This is a genomic window from Bradyrhizobium sp. AUGA SZCCT0431, from assembly GCF_018131065.1.
Lineage (GTDB): Bacteria > Pseudomonadota > Alphaproteobacteria > Rhizobiales > Xanthobacteraceae > Bradyrhizobium.
On the sequence record NZ_JAFCLR010000035.1, the window covers coordinates 59,636 to 75,122 of the forward strand.

Here is a 15,487-nt window from a genome sequence, read left to right on the forward strand (position 1 = left end):
GAGTTCACCGAATCCGCGTTTCTTGTCGGCACAATCTGCCGCGACGAAGACGATCAATACAAAGCCGCAGCGGTGGGAACTGCCGAACATTCCGGGATTTCGGCATTGGCTCCTTCGATACCGGCGCCGAACAGCAAGCAATGCCGCGCGAATGGAGGAAGATGATCGGAAGACAACGCGGAGCAAGATCATGTTGCCGTCGGACCACGTTCAAGCCTTTCGTGACCTCCTGGGCGACGCCGGCGTCGTCGACGACCAGCAGCGGCTCACGACCTACACAACGGATCAACGCCAGCTCTTCACCGGCTCGACGCTCGCGGTCCTGAAGCCGGCGACGACAAAGCAGGTCGCCGACGTCGTGCGGCTGGCGGTTCGGCTGGGCGTCGGGCTTGTCCCTCAGGGTGGCAACACGAGTTATTGCGGTGGCGCGACGCCGAACGCGTCGGGCGGCCAGGCCATCGTTAGCCTCGAGTGCATGGACACGATCAGAGAAGTTGATTCGCTCTCCATGAGCATCTCGGTCGACGCAGGCGCCATCCTGAAGAACGTGCAGGACGCTGCCGCGAGCGCAGGTCTGTTGCTGCCGCTCAGTCTCGGCTCGGAAGGAAGCTGCCGTATCGGCGGCAATATCGGGACGAACGCCGGTGGACTGTCCGTCGTTAGGTATGGAATGACCCGCGATCTGCTCCTCGGCATCGAGGCCGTTCTGCCGGACGGCACCATCGTCTCCGATATGCGCAAGTTGCGGAAAAACAATACCGGCTACGACGTCAAACAATACTTCGTGGGAAGCGAAGGAACCCTCGGAATCGTCACCGGCGCGGTCTTGCGTCTCGTCCCCTTGCCGGTACGACGCGCGACCGCCTGGCTGAAGCTCGCGAAAGGCGTCGCCCTCGCCGAACTGCTCGCGCTGGTGCGGCGCGAGTCCGGCGAACTGCTCACGACGCTCGAATTCATCTCCGCCCGGTCGATTGCGCTGGCGACGGGTGGCATGGCAAACCCACCTTCCGTCGATGCTGGCCCCGGGGGCGCGATTCTCGTCGAAATCGCCTCCTCCTCGCGTCATCTCGATCTCGACCGCCTGATGGAAGCCGTCCTTTCCGAAGCGTTCGAATCCGGATGGGTCGAGGACGCTTACCTGGCGCAGAGCGGGGCTCAGCGTGCTGCCATGTGGGAACTGCGCGAGACGATCCCGGAGGGCGAAAAGCGGTGGGGCGGATCGGTCAAGCACGATATATCCGTGCCGCTGTCTGCCATTCAGCGCTTTCTGGACGTTGCCGGGGAGCAGGTACGGAACTATCACGCCGACCTCGAACTTTCCGTCTACGGTCATTTGGGCGACGGCAATCTGCACTACAATGTGCTGGTTCCCCGGGGAGCCGACCGGATCGAGTTCACGAGACTTATCGAAGGCGGCCTTTCGCTCCAGCTCTATGACACGGCCACAGCGCTCGGAGGCACGTTCAGCGCGGAGCATGGCGTCGGCCGGTTCAAGAGGCATCTCTTGGAGAAGTACGGAGATATCGGCCGCGTCGCTGCGATGCGCCGCATCAAGGCTGCCTTCGATCCGGCGGGCATTATGAACGCAGGAGCGGTCGTCAGTCCGTATGTACCCGAATCCACCGGTTGAGCCAGCGAGCGGGCATTTGGGTCGGCGTGTTCCGGATTTTAGCGACACCTTTTGCTGTCCTCGCGCATTTATCTCGAACTCAGGCCGCGCGCTTCGATGAGTTCTTCACGGCGGGCCTGACGTCCGCCGAATAATCCGCCGAGAAGGCAGTCAGTTCGGCCAAATCGACATCCCGCGCGATGATCACGAGCCCTCGTCTGCCCGAGGAATCCGGTCCCATGCGACGGGGCTCTGCGAACGTGGTGCCCACACCGTCGATCAGGACGGACTGAGACACTCCAACGACGGAAACGAGACCTTTGACGCGAAGCAATCTGTCGCCACAAAAGCCAGCGAGGTCTTCAAGCCAATCCCTCAGGTCGGCCCAGGGAACGGCGGCGGGCCACTCGGCGAGAAAAACGCCCAGCCGTGAATGGTCGGTGGCCGCGATCGCCTGGAATTGGCTCGGTGTCGCCGGCGCCTCGCCCTGAGTTGGAGCGAAGGCCGCCCGGGCGCGGGCCTGTCTGTCGACCACGGCGATGCGGGTTGCCGCCGGATTGAACCGTTTCGCGACGAGTTCGGTGGCTCCGATTTGGTCGGCCTGGGCCCGATCGAGCTTCGTGACGACGATGGACCTGGCTGCGGTCAGTTGCGCGGACCGGACCGGAAACATGGCGTCATCCGTCATCGGGTCCAGGACATCCAGTGTCGAGACGATGCGCAACCGGTACTCGGCCCTGTCGTAGCGCATCAGCGAGCGCAGAATCGGGCCCGGCATCGCCAGCCCGCTCGTCTCCAGGATGATGCGGAGGAACCCGCCGGCGCCCGAGATCCGGCGCACCGCGAGCAACTCGTCGATAGCGGCATGTAGGTCGTCGCCGAGCGAGCAGCAAACACAACCGTTGCCCAGCAACGTCATCGGCAGATCACGTCGACCAGAAGAAACTATCGCGCCGTCGACATTGATCTCGCCGGCTTCGTTCACGATCACGCCGGTGTCGGCCGACTCGGGCAGGGAAAGATAATCGCACAGCAACGTTGTCTTGCCGCTGCCGAGGCTTCCGGTCAGCAGGATGAACTCCGGTACAGGTTCTCGAGCCGCGATAACCGTCAAGCTGCCCTCCGTCGTGCTTCGACCATCTCTTCGACATCGCGGAGCAGTTCGGCCGGATCGAGTACCGCGCCTTCCTTGATGACGGTCGAGATGCTGCGTTTCCATGTCACCGCGGCGGTCGGGTCGTCGAGTCGCATCGCGCCGGTGCCGTAAAGAAGCTTGAAGTCATTCAACGGGTTCCCGTCGTGGATGAGTATGTCGGCCAGCTTCCCCACCTCAAGCGTTCCGACGTCTTCGTCGATGCCAAGGAGCTCCGCACCCCAAATGGTTGCCGCGCGCAACACCTCCAGAGAGGTGAACCCCGCTTCCTGCAGGAGCTCGAGTTCGCGCACGAGGCCGAAGCCGTACGTCTGGAACATGAATCCGGAATCCGAACCGACGCAGACACGCCCGCCGAGGTTCTTGTAGTCGTTGACGAACCTCATCCAGAGCCTGAACGTCTCGCGCCACTCGACCTCGTTGGTCGTGGACCAGCGGTACCAATAGGCTCCGTGCCCTCCGCGCTGCGGCTGGAAGTAGGCCCAAAGCGTCGGATCGGTGAACTTATCGTGCCAATCCGCGCGGCGCGTGCGCATCAGATCGCGGTTGCCGTCGTAGACGTTGAAGGTCGGCACGAAGGTGTGTCCGGCCGCAAGGAAGGCGTGCAGCACCTCGTTCCACTTCTCCGAGCCCGGCTTGGCCGCCTGAAGGAATGTCTGCCCGGCCGCCGAGAACCGGAGGTACTCGTCGTTGTAGTCATATTCCGGTGGAAACGCCTGCAGCGTCTGACCGTCCAGCAGCGCCTCGGGGATTCCGTAGGAATGTTCCGTGCTCGACAGACCCCACTGGGCCGTTCTCAAAGAATTCATGCGGCCGACTGCCAATTGCGCGTGATGGCAACACGTGCGCAGGCCGAGGCTTTGGCATTGCTCTAACGCGGCCTTCATCATCGCGGGCGGAGCACCGAAGAACTTGATGCCGTCCGCTCCGCACTCCTTCACGGCTTGCAGCCACTTGCGGGCGTCCTCCGGAGTGTGGATGGTCTTCACATAGTCGTTCGTGCCGGGGAACGGGGCGTAGGCCAAAATACGGGGTGCGTCGATCCGGTGCTCGGCTGCCGCCTGTTTCTGCTGCAGCGTCCACTGCAACCCGTTGAAGCAACCGGTCTCGCGAACCGTCGTGACGCCATGCGCCAGCCAGAGTTTGTAGACGTAGTCTGCACTCGGCATCGGCCCGTTCTCGGCATGGAATGGTGCGCCGATATGGGCGTGGCAATCCACGAGCCCGGGCGTCAAGAATTTGCCGGTGCAGTCGATCTCGAAATCACCTGGAATCGGACGTCGGTCCGGATTGATCGGCAGCTTGGGCGTTCCGACCTTCTTGAGTACCGTTATTCGACCTCCCTCGACGACCACGTCGGCCGGCCCCCACGGAGGGGCCCCCGTCCCGTCGATGATGGAGGCCCCGCGCAGCACAAGTCGTTTGAACGGGCCGCGCCCGCGGCTCCGCGACACCGCCGCTTCGACCTGAGGGAGGCCAGCGGCGGCGAACATCTCGGCGAATTCCTCGCCTGCGCTATCCAACTCAGATTGCATCGTCCAGAACCGATTTTTGTCCGTGGCAAGGATCTTGAACCGGACGTGATCCGCGAAGACCGGAGCGCTCGTTGGTCATGCGGAAGGCGCCCTCGGGTCGCAGTTGCATGACGACGATCAAAGTGACGGCGATCGCGAACTCGCGCAGCGATGCAATCTGCACAGCGTCAAGTCCCGGGATCACGGCGGCAAGAAAGCGGGTCGCCTCCAGCAACGCCACAAGGGCAATGGATCCGAAGACGGCGCCGGTGAGGCGCGTGTACCCGCCGATCGTGACAGCAAGGAAAATGTAGATCGTCAATTGAACGATGAAGACGTCAGGAGCGATGAAGCTCGTGAAGTGAGCGTAGAGCGCTCCGGCCAGTCCGGAGAGTGCGGCAGCTATTCCGAACGCCTGAAGCTTGAGTCGGAGCACCGACTTTCCGGCCACGGCGGCGACCTGTTCGTCGTCCCGCACGGCGCGCAACGCCCTCCCAAACGGGCTTCTAAGGAGCCCGTTCAGGAGGAAAGCCGCGAGGCCGACGAGCGCCCAGGTGAGGATGAGATAGAACAGGGGAAAGGAATCCCCAAGATAGCCTTTGAACGGAGCAACGATCCCGGAGATGCCATCGCTACCCTTGGTCAACCACTTTTCGTTCGTTTCCGCCAGCCGCAGGATCTCAGCGAATCCGAGCGTTACGATCGCAAGGTAGTCGCCGCGCAGATTTCGAACGACCAAACAGAGTGCCACGCCGACCGCCCCGGACAGCGCGGCTGCCGCGATCCAGTCGAGCCAGATCGGTACGCCCGCGCCCGACAGCAGCGCCGACGTGTAGGCGCCCAGCCCGACGAACCCGACGAGGCCAAGGTTCACCAATCCACCCTGCCCCCACGCCATGACCAAACCGAGCGACAGCAGCGCGTAGAAGCCGGCGATCGTGCCAGAGAATATGAGATACGAGATCATTTTCTCACCCCCGAGGCGCCGGAGAAGATACCGCCCGGCCGTGCGAGCAAGGTGATCAGGATCGCGACGAAGGCGGTCAGGGATTGGTAGACCGGTGGAAGCACCAGAAGACCCAACTCCCCGATCACCCCCATCAGCAGTGCACCGGCTACGGCGCCAGGAAGGCTGGTCAGGCCTCCGACGACACTGCCGGCGAAGATCAGCAGGATCAGCCTGGATCCCGTCGAAGGATCGACGCTGGTGTCGATCGCAAGAAGCGCACCGCCGACACCGGCCAAGCCCATTCCAATGAAGGTGGCGAGATTGGCGAGACGGATGGGCTCGATCCCCTTGAGCCGCGCGAGATCGACGTTGTCGGCGACAGCCCTCATTGCCTTTCCTAGTCGGGTCAGCGAGAAGAACAGTGCGAGAATCACAGCCAGTCCGATCGCAATTTCGAGATTGTGCAATTGCTGAAGCCCGACACGGATGCTTCCGAACTTCATGTCCCGGGCAATCGGCATGTCAAAGCTGTTGAGGCCGCTTCCGAAGGAGAAGCGATACGCACTCTCCAATGCCATGCTCAACGCGATCGAGACGACCGCGACCATCAATGGCGTCTGGGCGGTCGGCCTGCGGCGAATCGGCGCGAGCGCGATGCGGTCCGTGAGGACGCCGAGCGCGCCAGCGACAACGAAGGCGATAAGCAGGACCGGAACCAGCGGCAGACGAAGGGTCGTGTTCGCCAACCAGCCGGCATACGCGCCGGCCGTCAGGAGAGCAGCGATGCTGAAATTGACAAACCCCAGCACGCTGAAGATCAAGGTCAGCCCGAGCGCCGGCAGCGCGATCAGCGCTCCGACGATCAGTCCGTTCACGAGGTATTGCAGCAGGTCGGTCAGCATGGCGCCGTCTCTCGTTCGCGTGTTCAACCGATTTTGCGTACGACGAGCTTGCCGTCCTGAACCTGCTCATAACGGAAGAACACACCCTTCACGTCGCCGTTGTCGGCGAATTCCAGGGGACCGCTTGGGCCATCGTAGTTCACGCGACCGCCGCTGGTGACCAGCTTCAACGCCTCGGTCGCATCGTCCGTTCGTTTACCTTCGCCGTCCTCCGAAATGGCACGCAGATTGTCGCGGACCGCCGTACCGTTCGTCGGTCCGGACGCCGCGCGGGCGAGCGCGAGCGAAGCCAACACGACGTGGTCGTAGACCTGGCAGGAGTAGCCATCGAGGGAGGGCCGCTTCATCTTGGCGATTAGCCGCTTGTAGGCATCAGAGTTCTCCGAGGCGGAGGGAATAAGCGAATAGGCACCTTCGGAAACCTCGGCGGGAACGGCCTTCGTCAAAGCATCGTTGATTCCGAACGAGAACCCGACCTTCTTGCCGGTGAAGCCGGCCCGATACAGGTCCTTCAGCACGACTGACGTGTCAGGAACGTAACCGCCGAGGACGATGACGTCCGGCGCTTCCTTCAACGCCTGATCGACCTCGGAACGGTAGCTCGCCTTCTTGTCCTCGTAGACCAGTCCGCTTCCCGTCCCGCCCGCCGCCTTGAAGATCCCCGAAATGATCTCGATGTACGTTTGCGCGAATGGAGTTTGCGGCCCGAGGAAAAACATCTTCTTGGCGCCCAGTTCGACCGCGTAGTTTCCGACGCGGGTGCCCTGCAAGGTGACGGTGGGAGAGGTCCTGAAGATGTAGCCCTGATGCGGGAGTTTGGTGATGCTGTCGGCGCCCGACGCAGTGAGCAGGACAGTCTTGCCTTCCCAACAGAGCGGCGCGATGGCCGAAGTTACGGCCGATGCGTATGAGCCACCGATCGCAACTACTTTATCGACGTCGATCAGCTTATGCGCGGCCCTGACGGCTGCCTCTGGATTGCTTTGATCGTCCTCGATGACGATCTCGATCAGTCGGCCACGTACCCCGCCTGCCGAATTGATCTCCGTCTCGGCGATCTTCGCCGCCTGACCCATCGTCGCGCCAAACTGGCTGGTTCCGCCGGTCAGAGGAATGATGAGCCCGATCCGGATCGGACCGCCCGACTGCGCCCAGGAAGGTGAAAGACTCGAAGAAAGCATGAGCCCGCCCGCTCCGAGGCCCGTGCGCAGGAAACCTCTTCTATCCATATTCGCCATGTTCAACTCCTCACCGTACGTAAAATGTTGCCGTTCAAACCTGGTGCGCGGCCGCAGGTGCGGCGCGCCCCAAAAATAGATGCCTGATTTCGTCGTCCCCGAGGACCGTGCTGGCCGTGTCGTCCCGAACCTTCCTTCCGGCCACGAGAACGACACCGCGGGTGCCGTACTCGAGGGCGAGAAGCGCGTTCTGCTCCACCATGAGAACGGATATTCCGCTCGAGGCGAGTTCGCGGATCAGGACGAAGATGTCCTTTGCGGCAGTGGGCGACAGTCCGGCGGTAGGCTCGTCCAGCAGCAACACGCGCGGATTGGTCATCAGGGCAATCGCGACCGCGAGAACTTGGCGTTGACCACCGGAGAGGTTGCCGGCCTTCTCGCGAAGCTTTCCGCGGAGAATTGGAAAGCGGGAGATCTGCTCTTCGATCCGGCCCTTCACTCCCGATCGCAGCAGGTAGCCGCCCATCTCCAGATTTTCCTGAACCGAAAGGCCGCCGAATACGTTGCGCTCCTGCGGAACAAAGCTGACGCCGTGCTCGCAGGCCGCGAGTGCGTCGCCGGGCGGAAGCGCGGCACCATCGATCGAGACCTGACCGGTGCGCTTCGGGAGCAGACCGGCGAGCAGCTTCAGGAGCGTCGACTTGCCGGCACCGTTGGGGCCGATGATGACCGCGAGTTCCTTCGGCCCGACGGTCAGATCCACGCCCTTCACGATCAACTCGGCGGTCGCGTAGCCGCCGCAAATGTTGCTGGCATTGAGCATCGTCATGAGAGCTGCACTCCCAGATAGCACTCCTGAACACGGCGATCCGCCGTCACCTCGTCAAAACTTCCTCTCGTGAGAAACTTGCCTTCCGCCATGACCACGACGTCGTCGCAGAGCCGCTCGATGAGCTCCATTTCGTGCTCGATGAGCAGAATGGTCACGCCGGATTCGCTGATGGCGGCGAGTTGATCGGCGATCTCGCCGACCAGGGTGGGATTGACGCCGGCCATCGGCTCGTCGAGCAGAATCATCTTGGGGTCTGCGAGCAGTACCCGGCCAATCTCCAGCAGCTTTTTCTGGCCCCCGGACAGGTCCGTAACGAGATTGTCGAGGACGTGGTCGAGACGCAGCCGCTTGGCGATCTCGTAAGCCCGATCGCGCAGCGCCTGCTCCTGACGGCGAACGGCGCGGGGATTCGCGAGAGCGCGCAGCATTCCCTCTCCCGCCTGCCTCGGGCCGTACAACATGAGATGCTCGAAAACCGTCATCCTCGGACACCCGCGCGCGAGTTGGAACGATCGGACCAGACCGCATCGAGAGACGACCTCAGGACGTTTGCGCGCGATGTCGAAACCGTCGAAACGAACGGCGCCATCGAAGCCGTCGACGAGACCCGAGATACAATTGAACACCGTCGTCTTGCCGGCGCCGTTGGGGCCGATCAAACCGGTGATCGTGCCGGTTTCGACGGAGAAGGTAGCGCCATCGAGGGCGCGGACGCCGCCGAAGCTCGCCCTGATATCGCTTACCTCAAGCAACGACCCTGTCGTCGGCATCGGCCCACCTCGTCATGACGTGCCACCGGTCGGATGAACGTGTCCGGCACATCTTTCCGCACACCCACCGGGTTTTCCCGGATAATTATTTACTTGTTTCCACCCGGCACCTATTGGCTTAGGTTAATATGGCCTATGCACTTAGTGCTATAGGTGTTGGACACTTAAGTGTCCGGCACGATCGACGCCCGGGAGAAGAGATGAGAAACGCCGCAGAGATCGACTTCCGCCGCGCGTTCCAGGACGCGCCGGTGGGCCAGGCCATCGCGAGCAGCCGAGTGATAACCGCGTGCAACAAGGCGTTCGCGGAAATCTTCCGGGGCAAGCCCGGCGAGTTCACCGGAACGACCTTCGAACGCCTTTATCCGACGCACACGCACTTCGAGAGCGCGGGAATGCGCGTCGGCCCGCTGCTTTCGAAGGAACGGGTATTCGCGGACGACCGGGTCATGCGCCGCCTCGACGGCGAACTGTTCTGGGTCCACGTGCGGGGCTTCACCTACACGCCCAAGGACCCGCACCGGAATACGCTGTGGGTTTTTACCGAACTCTCGAACCGACAACCAAAGAATCTCACCATCCGAGGTTCGCTGACGCCGCGTGAGCGCGACATCGCAGCCCTGCTCATTGAGGGCAAGACCGGAAAGGAAGCTGCGCTTGCTCTTGGGATAAGTCCGCGCACGGTCGACATCTACAAGACCCGGCTTCTCCGCAAGTACAGCGTGACCAATACGCCGGATCTGGTGCAAAGGCTTCTGACCGGCTAGATGCCCACTCACCGCGTGCCCAGCCCGCCGATGTGAAAGGCCTTGATCTCCAGGTATTCTTCGATCCCGAATTTGGATCCTTCGCGACCAATTCCGGACTGCTTGATACCGCCGAAGGGCGCGACTTCGAAGGAGACCGAACCGGTGTTGAGACCGACCATGCCGAACTCCAGCCCCTCAGCGACGCGCCATGAACGGTTGAGGTCGGATGTGTAGAAATACGAGGCCAATCCGTAGGGAGTCGCATTGGCGATCTGAAGAGCTTCCTCCTCGTGCTTGAACCGGAAGAGCGGAGCGAGCGGCCCGAAGGTCTCCTCGTTCGCCAATTGCATGTTGACCGTCGCGTTTGAAAGCACAGTCGGCTCGACAAACTGATCCTTCGACCCGGTCTTTCCGCCGAGCATGATCTTGGCACCATTCGAAAGCGCGTCGTCGATATGACGACGCACCTTGTCGACGGCAGCCCGGTTGATCAGCGGGCCGATCGTGACACCCTCGTGCAATCCACTGCCGACGACGAGCTTCGAAGTCTCCACCATAAGGCGGTCCGCGAATCTGTCGTAGATTCCGTCCTGGACGAGTACCCGGTTCGCACAGACGCATGTCTGGCCCCCGTTGCGGAATTTACTGGCCATCAATCCCGCCACCGCGAGATCGACGTCCGCGTCGTCGAACACAATAAAGGGGGCGTTCCCTCCCAGTTCGAAGCTGACGCGCTTGATGGTGCTCGCCGATTGCTGCATCAGAAGCTGTCCGACGCGCGTCGATCCGGTAAAGGAAAGCTTGCGGACCGAAGGGTTCGATGTGAGTTCCGCACCAATCGCCTGGGGCAATCCGGTCACCACCGAAAAAACTCCCTTGGGAATGCCGGCCCGCTCGGCCAGTACGGCCAGAGCCAATGCGGAAAACGGCGTCAGTTCCGAAGGCTTCGCAACGATCGGACAACCGGCCGCCAGCGCCGGGCCGGCCTTGCGGGTGATCATCGCATTCGGGAAGTTCCACGGCGTTATCGCGGCGGAAACCCCAACGGGCTCCTTCAGAACGAGGATACGGCGGTCCGCGGTCGGCGCCGGGATGGTATCTCCATAGAGTCGGCGCGCCTCTTCCGCGAACCACTTGATGAAGCCCGCGCCGTAGCGAATCTCCCCGGCAGATTCCGCGAGCGGCTTGCCCTGCTCCATTGTCATGATCAGAGAAAGGTCGTCGATGTTTTCGAGCATCAACCGGTACCACTCCTCGAGCAGACGTCCGCGCTCGCTGCTCGGAAGAGAGCACCAGGCCGGCCATGCTTCCTCGGCCGCCTTGACGGCGCGGCTGGTCTCTCCGGCGCCAAGCGCCGGTACCCTCCCGATTTCAGCGCCGGTCGCCGGATCCGTGACGGCGACGGTGGCACCCCCGTCGGCATCGACCCATGCGCCCGCGACGAACGCCTGCTGGCGGAAGAGACGCGGATCTTTCAAACGCTGGCATAGAGACATGGAGACCTCCGAAAATGAGGTCTGCAGCATCGCATCTTCGCCCGGCAGGCTCTGCCGAATGAGTGCCGCCCAAGGCGATGAAAATACCGTCTCTGACTAATCTTACGGAATGTCCTGCTGCGCCCAAGTGATCTAATGACGCGGAAGAACGTGCCCGTTATCGATCGAGGTCCCCGACATGACTGAGCTGAAGGCTCTCGCCACCTACGACGACTTCGCTCGCCTCGACATCCGGATAGGCAAGGTCGTCGAAGTCCAACCCTTTGCCCGAGCGCGCAACCCTTCCTACAAGGTCGGCATCGACGTCGGGACCGATCGGATCATGTGGTCGAGCGCTCAGATCACGAACTACGAACCGGAGGCGCTGGTCGGCTCGCTGGTTGTCTGCGTCTGCAATCTCGGACCCAAGAACATCGCGGGGTTCACGTCCGAACTGCTGATTCTCGGCGCAAAGAATGCCGATGGTGAAGTGATCATTCTCGGTCCCCGCAGCGAGGTGGCTGTTGGAGAGCCGATCTTCTAGTGGCAATTGTGCGTCGCCTCTGGACAGGGCGCGACAGCAAGGCCTGCGGTTTGGCGCTTCGACGACGATAGAGCATGCTGTTTATCGGTCGTCTTCGGCAAATTGGTCGAAGGAGCTTGGGTAGGATCCCAGCATGGCCAGCGCCGGTGGCGAGGCCGATGCATCAGCAAGGGATCCAGCCATGTCAGCCGCTCACAGCACCGCCGCCGAGCTCGCCGCACTGCGTAATGCCAACATCGCGCGCGGCGTCCTCACCGCCCATCCGATCACCATCGCCCGCGCTGAGGGCGCATTGGTTTGGGATGTGGAAGGCAAGCAGTATCTCGACTTCGTCGCAGGCATCGGCGTACTCAACGTCGGTCACAACCATCCGCGCGTCGTGGCAGCGGTGGAGAAGCAGCTTACAAGCATTACCCACATGGCCTTTCAGGTCGCGGCCTATCGGCCGTATCTGGAACTTGCCGAAAAGCTGAACGGCCTGATCGGCAAGGGCGAAGCCTACAAGAGCATCTTCCTGACCTCCGGGGCCGAGGCGGTGGAGAACGCGGTCAAGATCGCCCGCGCCTACACCAACCGCTCTGCCGTGATCGCGTTCAGGGGCGGCTTCCACGGCCGGACGATGCTCGGCGTCAGCCTCACCGGCATGAGCCAACCCTACAAGCAGAACTTCGGACCGTTCGCCTCCGAGATATTCCACACGCCGTTTCCGGACGCCTATCGCAATATGACAACTGAGCGCGCGCTCGAAGCGCTGGACGAGGTCTTTGCGACCGATATCACGGCGGACCGCGTCGCCGCGATCATCATCGAACCGGTGCAGGGTGACGGCGGCTTCCTGCCGGCCCCGGTAGCGTTCCTCAAGGCGCTACGGGAGATCACCAAGCGCCACGGCATCGTGCTCATCGCCGACGAAATCCAGACGGGTTTCGGAAGAACCGGCAAGCTCTTCGGCTTCGAGCACTCCGGCATTCAGCCCGATCTCGTGACAGTGGCCAAGAGCCTCGCGGGTGGGTTCCCGTTGTCCGGGGTGGTCGGGCGAGCCGAGATCATGGATGCTCCACTGCCCGGTGGTCTTGGCGGCACCTACGGGGGCAATGCCATCGGATGCGCCGCAGCGCTCGCGGTCATCGAAACCTTCGAGCAGGATAAACTGCTCGACCGTGCGGAACGTCTTGGCGAGAAGCTCGAAGCGGGCCTTCGCGAGCTTGCGCGGAAGCACTCAATGATTGGCGACGTCCGCGGACGGGGCTTCATGCAGGCGATCGAGTTGGTCACCGATCGTAAGACCAAGACGCCGGACCCCGATCGAGCGCAGCGCGTGATCGACAACGCCCGTCAACGCGGACTGCTGGTGATCAAGTGCGGCGTCCATCGCAACGTCATCCGCTTCCTGGCGCCGCTCGTCGTTTCAGATGAACATCTGGACGAGGCTCTCGGCATTATCGACGCGGCACTGTCTGCCGAGAGCGTGAAGGCGGTCGCCTGACCCTTGCGCACCAGTCGAACGCCGGACACTTAAGTGTTCGGTACTCGCCCCGACAGGCCGCAAACCATGTAGTGAAGCTGCGCCCTTCCCTTCTTCTGCGGTGGACCTGTGGATACCACCTACCGGTCCACAAAAGCGGAGGGAGATCGCGCGGCTGGAGTTGACTGATTGAACGGCGCCCCGAAGCTTGATCGGATCGATTTGAACATCCTCGTCCAGTTGCAGAAGGACGGGAGGATGACGAATGCCAATCTGGCTGATGCTGTAGGTCTTTCGGCGAGCCCGTGTCTGCAGCGTGTGAAACGTCTCGAATCCGCCGGATACATCACTGGTTACGGCTCCCAGATCAACCTTGCCAAGTTGACTGAAAGCATAATGGTCTTCACCGAAATCACCCTGGTCGATCACCGCAAGGAAGATTTCGTAAAGTTCGAGGCCAATATGCGCAACGTCGACGAATTGATGGAATGTCACCTGGTCAGCGGCGGTTACGATTACCTGCTGCGCTTCATTTGCCGCAACATCAACCACTACCAGGAGCGGATGGAAAATCTCCTCGAGCGCAACATCGGGATCGAAAAGTATTTTAGCTACATCGTGCTGAAATCTCCTATTGTGAAGAACGTCCTACCGCTGAAGGCGCTGCTAGATCCTCCGCAGTGAGTCACGCTTACGTCGGTACTATTGCGACGCTTGTATCCGGGAAGCGCTCTTTGTGTTTCGCAGAGCCCCCTACGTCGCGATCGAACCTTCGCCCATTGCGTCCCGAACGTCATTCCCACCGGGAAACCATAATAATATCAATAAGTTTTGGCCTGATTTGATCGCCATTATCGCCGTCTGTTCACCGGGTTTCGGTGGTCAATCGGTGGTTAGGATAGCTCGCTCGGCAGGCGATAAATAAGGGTCTAATTTGGCCGAAGCGTTTGAGGCAGCGGGACCCAGTAGCTCCAATAGCATCCAGGCTTGGGAGCGTCCCTGAATGACAGGCCGACGCGGCTGCTCATTCGTAGGCCCATACCTTCCCCACCGCGCTTCGAAGTCGTCCCGCACGGCGTAAAGCGCCTTTAGTCGGTCCGACCCATCACGGTGCAAGTTACAGCCAGGGCGCAGCGGGCGTAGTTGGTGCGATGTCTGCCCGATTAGGGAACGAACTGCCCTCAAATATCAGCGTATAGGTTTTCTTCGTTTCATCGACCGAATATTTGCCGAAGGTGCGATAAATCACCGTCTAGCCCGCGGTTCCTTACCATCGTACGGGATTCTGCTCGGGTGTCCGAAACCGCTTCGGCGCATAGAGGCAATAGTCATCGCGGATGTACAAAGCGCATGTGCTGGCGAACGACGGCCATGAAGGCCCGCGCGGCCGCAGTCTGATAGCGATGCGCGTCCCACAGCAAAGCGCCGGCACGTTTGATCCACGGCGGCCCAATCGGCACGACGGCAAGATCCCTGCGACTGCCGAGACTACGATCCGCAAGGACGGTCGGGAAACCGCCGTCCTTGGCGAGTTCGATCAGCGCCTCGACCGAGTTCATCTCGACCTTGATGTCGAGCTTGCTGCCGGGGCCGAGCGCGGCGTCCAGAATCCGCCGCGTCGCGAACGCACTCGTCAGCAGCGCGAGAGGAATTTGCCTGAGAGAGGTAATGGGTATCGAGCGGTGCGATGACCATGCATGGCCTTTGGCAAGCACCAGCGCGAGACGCTCCTCGAACAGCACATCGACGCCCAATTCCGGGTGCTCCGGAGGAGCGAACGCGATGCCGACGTCCAATTTGCCGGAAAGAATTGCCCGCTCAACGCCAAGGGCCGTCGCCTCCTCGACCTTGAGGCTGACGCCTGGATGAAGCTCGCTGAACGCCGCGATGACCTTTGGAAGGAAGGCAGTGCTGTAGGTATGGATAATGCCGACGGACACCATGCCGCTGACGCCGCTCTCGAGTTCGGCAATCGCGATGCGTGCCGCCTCGGCGTTGGCCAGCAACCGGCGGGCGTGGTCGCACAGCAGGCGCCCTGGTTCGGTCAACTGCATGCCGCGCCCGGTACGGTCGAACAGCACGCTTGCCAGATCCCGCTCGAGCGCGCCAATCTGCTGCGATAGCGTCGGCTGCGAAACGTCGAGCGCACCAGCCGCCTTGGCCATGCTGCCGTGTTCGGCGACCGCCAGAAAGTATGTCAAACGGCGCAGATCCATGGGCAATTATAGTTTCCTATCGATGCGATAGTCTACATCGGATTGCCCAATAGCTCCGCCGACTGCAGGGTGCTGGAGACCGAACGCTGGCGAGACAGCCGCACGGTCTGGGACGAAACACACGGGAGGGA

14 protein-coding genes are annotated in these 15,487 nt (G+C 61.8%); 5 read left to right on the plus strand and 9 right to left on the minus strand.

Translation table 11 applies throughout. The features are described 5' to 3' along the window. Window positions 1-190: 190 nt before the first annotated feature. Window positions 191-1,630 carry an FAD-binding oxidoreductase gene (locus JQ567_RS28195; protein ID WP_212441839.1) on the plus strand — a complete coding sequence of 480 codons (1,440 nt, stop codon included), beginning with the start codon at window positions 191-193 and terminating at the stop codon, window positions 1,628-1,630. Between the two features lie 79 nt (window positions 1,631-1,709). Here the strand turns inward: JQ567_RS28195 and JQ567_RS28200 are convergent, their stop codons facing one another. Genes JQ567_RS28200 through JQ567_RS28230 form a run of 7 tightly spaced genes read right to left on the minus strand, consistent with a single transcriptional unit; the run spans window position 1,710 to window position 8,907 of the window. Then, a complete protein-coding gene (locus JQ567_RS28200) occupies window positions 1,710-2,723 on the minus strand; it encodes a GTP-binding protein (RefSeq protein ID WP_212441840.1) in 1,014 nt (337 codons plus the stop codon). After that, complete coding sequence (locus tag JQ567_RS28205) at window positions 2,720-4,297, minus strand: amidohydrolase family protein (RefSeq protein ID WP_212441841.1); 1,578 nt, start codon at window positions 4,295-4,297, stop codon at window positions 2,720-2,722. The genes JQ567_RS28200 and JQ567_RS28205 overlap by 4 nt, the downstream gene beginning before the upstream one ends. Continuing rightward, a complete protein-coding gene (locus JQ567_RS28210) occupies window positions 4,287-5,243 on the minus strand; it encodes a branched-chain amino acid ABC transporter permease (RefSeq protein WP_212441842.1) in 957 nt (318 codons plus the stop codon). The genes JQ567_RS28205 and JQ567_RS28210 overlap by 11 nt, the downstream gene beginning before the upstream one ends. Next, window positions 5,240-6,127 (minus strand): branched-chain amino acid ABC transporter permease, encoded by an 888-nt coding sequence (locus JQ567_RS28215; protein WP_212441843.1) that lies wholly within the window; start codon window positions 6,125-6,127, stop codon window positions 5,240-5,242. The genes JQ567_RS28210 and JQ567_RS28215 overlap by 4 nt, the downstream gene beginning before the upstream one ends. A 23-nt stretch (window positions 6,128-6,150) precedes the next feature. Beyond that, a complete protein-coding gene (locus tag JQ567_RS28220; RefSeq protein ID WP_212441867.1) occupies window positions 6,151-7,365 on the minus strand; it encodes an ABC transporter substrate-binding protein in 1,215 nt (404 codons plus the stop codon). A 34-nt stretch (window positions 7,366-7,399) separates the two neighbouring features. Next, window positions 7,400-8,134 (minus strand): ABC transporter ATP-binding protein, encoded by a 735-nt coding sequence (locus tag JQ567_RS28225; protein WP_212441844.1) that lies wholly within the window; start codon window positions 8,132-8,134, stop codon window positions 7,400-7,402. Beyond that, window positions 8,131-8,907 (minus strand): ABC transporter ATP-binding protein, encoded by a 777-nt coding sequence (locus JQ567_RS28230; RefSeq protein WP_212441845.1) that lies wholly within the window; start codon window positions 8,905-8,907, stop codon window positions 8,131-8,133. Before JQ567_RS28230 ends, JQ567_RS28225 begins: the two co-directional genes overlap by 4 nt. Window positions 8,908-9,107: 200 nt before the next feature. Here JQ567_RS28230 and JQ567_RS28235 point away from each other — a divergent pair, with 200 nt between their 5' ends. Continuing rightward, window positions 9,108-9,674: a PAS and helix-turn-helix domain-containing protein gene (locus tag JQ567_RS28235; RefSeq protein ID WP_212441846.1), complete on the plus strand. Its 567-nt coding sequence runs from the start codon at window positions 9,108-9,110 to the stop codon at window positions 9,672-9,674. An 8-nt stretch (window positions 9,675-9,682) separates the two neighbouring features. Here the strand turns inward: JQ567_RS28235 and JQ567_RS28240 are convergent, their stop codons facing one another. Continuing rightward, on the minus strand, window positions 9,683-11,182 hold the full coding sequence (locus JQ567_RS28240; protein WP_249165775.1) for an NAD-dependent succinate-semialdehyde dehydrogenase: 1,500 nt from the start codon (window positions 11,180-11,182) through the stop codon (window positions 9,683-9,685). 148 nt (window positions 11,183-11,330) lie between these two features. On the opposite strand from JQ567_RS28240, the gene JQ567_RS28245 reads away from it, so the two are divergent. The 3 genes from JQ567_RS28245 to JQ567_RS28255 all read left to right on the plus strand — a co-directional run bounded on the left by JQ567_RS28245 (window position 11,331) and on the right by JQ567_RS28255 (window position 13,824). Next, window positions 11,331-11,675: a tRNA-binding protein gene (locus JQ567_RS28245; protein ID WP_212441847.1), complete on the plus strand. Its 345-nt coding sequence runs from the start codon at window positions 11,331-11,333 to the stop codon at window positions 11,673-11,675. Between the two features lie 181 nt (window positions 11,676-11,856). Then, window positions 11,857-13,161, plus strand: a complete 1,305-nt coding sequence (gene gabT / locus JQ567_RS28250) for a 4-aminobutyrate--2-oxoglutarate transaminase (RefSeq protein WP_212441869.1) — start codon at window positions 11,857-11,859, stop codon at window positions 13,159-13,161. A 168-nt stretch (window positions 13,162-13,329) separates the two neighbouring features. Beyond that, window positions 13,330-13,824 (plus strand): Lrp/AsnC family transcriptional regulator, encoded by a 495-nt coding sequence (locus JQ567_RS28255; protein ID WP_212441848.1) that lies wholly within the window; start codon window positions 13,330-13,332, stop codon window positions 13,822-13,824. 644 nt (window positions 13,825-14,468) lie between these two features. Here JQ567_RS28255 and JQ567_RS28260 read toward each other — a convergent pair. Beyond that, window positions 14,469-15,356, minus strand: a complete 888-nt coding sequence (locus JQ567_RS28260; protein ID WP_249165784.1) for a LysR substrate-binding domain-containing protein — start codon at window positions 15,354-15,356, stop codon at window positions 14,469-14,471. Window positions 15,357-15,487: the final 131 nt, after the last annotated feature.

What these genes read in the sequence shown, in the direction of transcription:
- JQ567_RS28195 (WP_212441839.1), top strand. Translation starts at nt 191, where the DNA reads ATGTTGCCGTCGGACCACGTTCAAGCCTTTCGTGACCTCCTGGGCGAC.
- JQ567_RS28205 (WP_212441841.1), bottom strand. Translation starts at nt 4,297, where the DNA reads ATGCAATCTGAGTTGGATAGCGCAGGCGAGGAATTCGCCGAGATGTTC.
- JQ567_RS28210 (WP_212441842.1), bottom strand. Translation starts at nt 5,243, where the DNA reads ATGATCTCGTATCTCATATTCTCTGGCACGATCGCCGGCTTCTACGCG.
- JQ567_RS28215 (WP_212441843.1), bottom strand. Translation starts at nt 6,127, where the DNA reads ATGCTGACCGACCTGCTGCAATACCTCGTGAACGGACTGATCGTCGGA.
- JQ567_RS28220 (WP_212441867.1), bottom strand. Translation starts at nt 7,365, where the DNA reads ATGGCGAATATGGATAGAAGAGGTTTCCTGCGCACGGGCCTCGGAGCG.
- JQ567_RS28225 (WP_212441844.1), bottom strand. Translation starts at nt 8,134, where the DNA reads ATGACGATGCTCAATGCCAGCAACATTTGCGGCGGCTACGCGACCGCC.
- JQ567_RS28230 (WP_212441845.1), bottom strand. Translation starts at nt 8,907, where the DNA reads ATGCCGACGACAGGGTCGTTGCTTGAGGTAAGCGATATCAGGGCGAGC.
- JQ567_RS28235 (WP_212441846.1), top strand. Translation starts at nt 9,108, where the DNA reads ATGAGAAACGCCGCAGAGATCGACTTCCGCCGCGCGTTCCAGGACGCG.
- JQ567_RS28240 (WP_249165775.1), bottom strand. Translation starts at nt 11,182, where the DNA reads ATGCTGCAGACCTCATTTTCGGAGGTCTCCATGTCTCTATGCCAGCGT.
- JQ567_RS28245 (WP_212441847.1), top strand. Translation starts at nt 11,331, where the DNA reads ATGACTGAGCTGAAGGCTCTCGCCACCTACGACGACTTCGCTCGCCTC.
- gabT (WP_212441869.1), top strand. Translation starts at nt 11,857, where the DNA reads ATGTCAGCCGCTCACAGCACCGCCGCCGAGCTCGCCGCACTGCGTAAT.
- JQ567_RS28260 (WP_249165784.1), bottom strand. Translation starts at nt 15,356, where the DNA reads ATGGATCTGCGCCGTTTGACATACTTTCTGGCGGTCGCCGAACACGGC.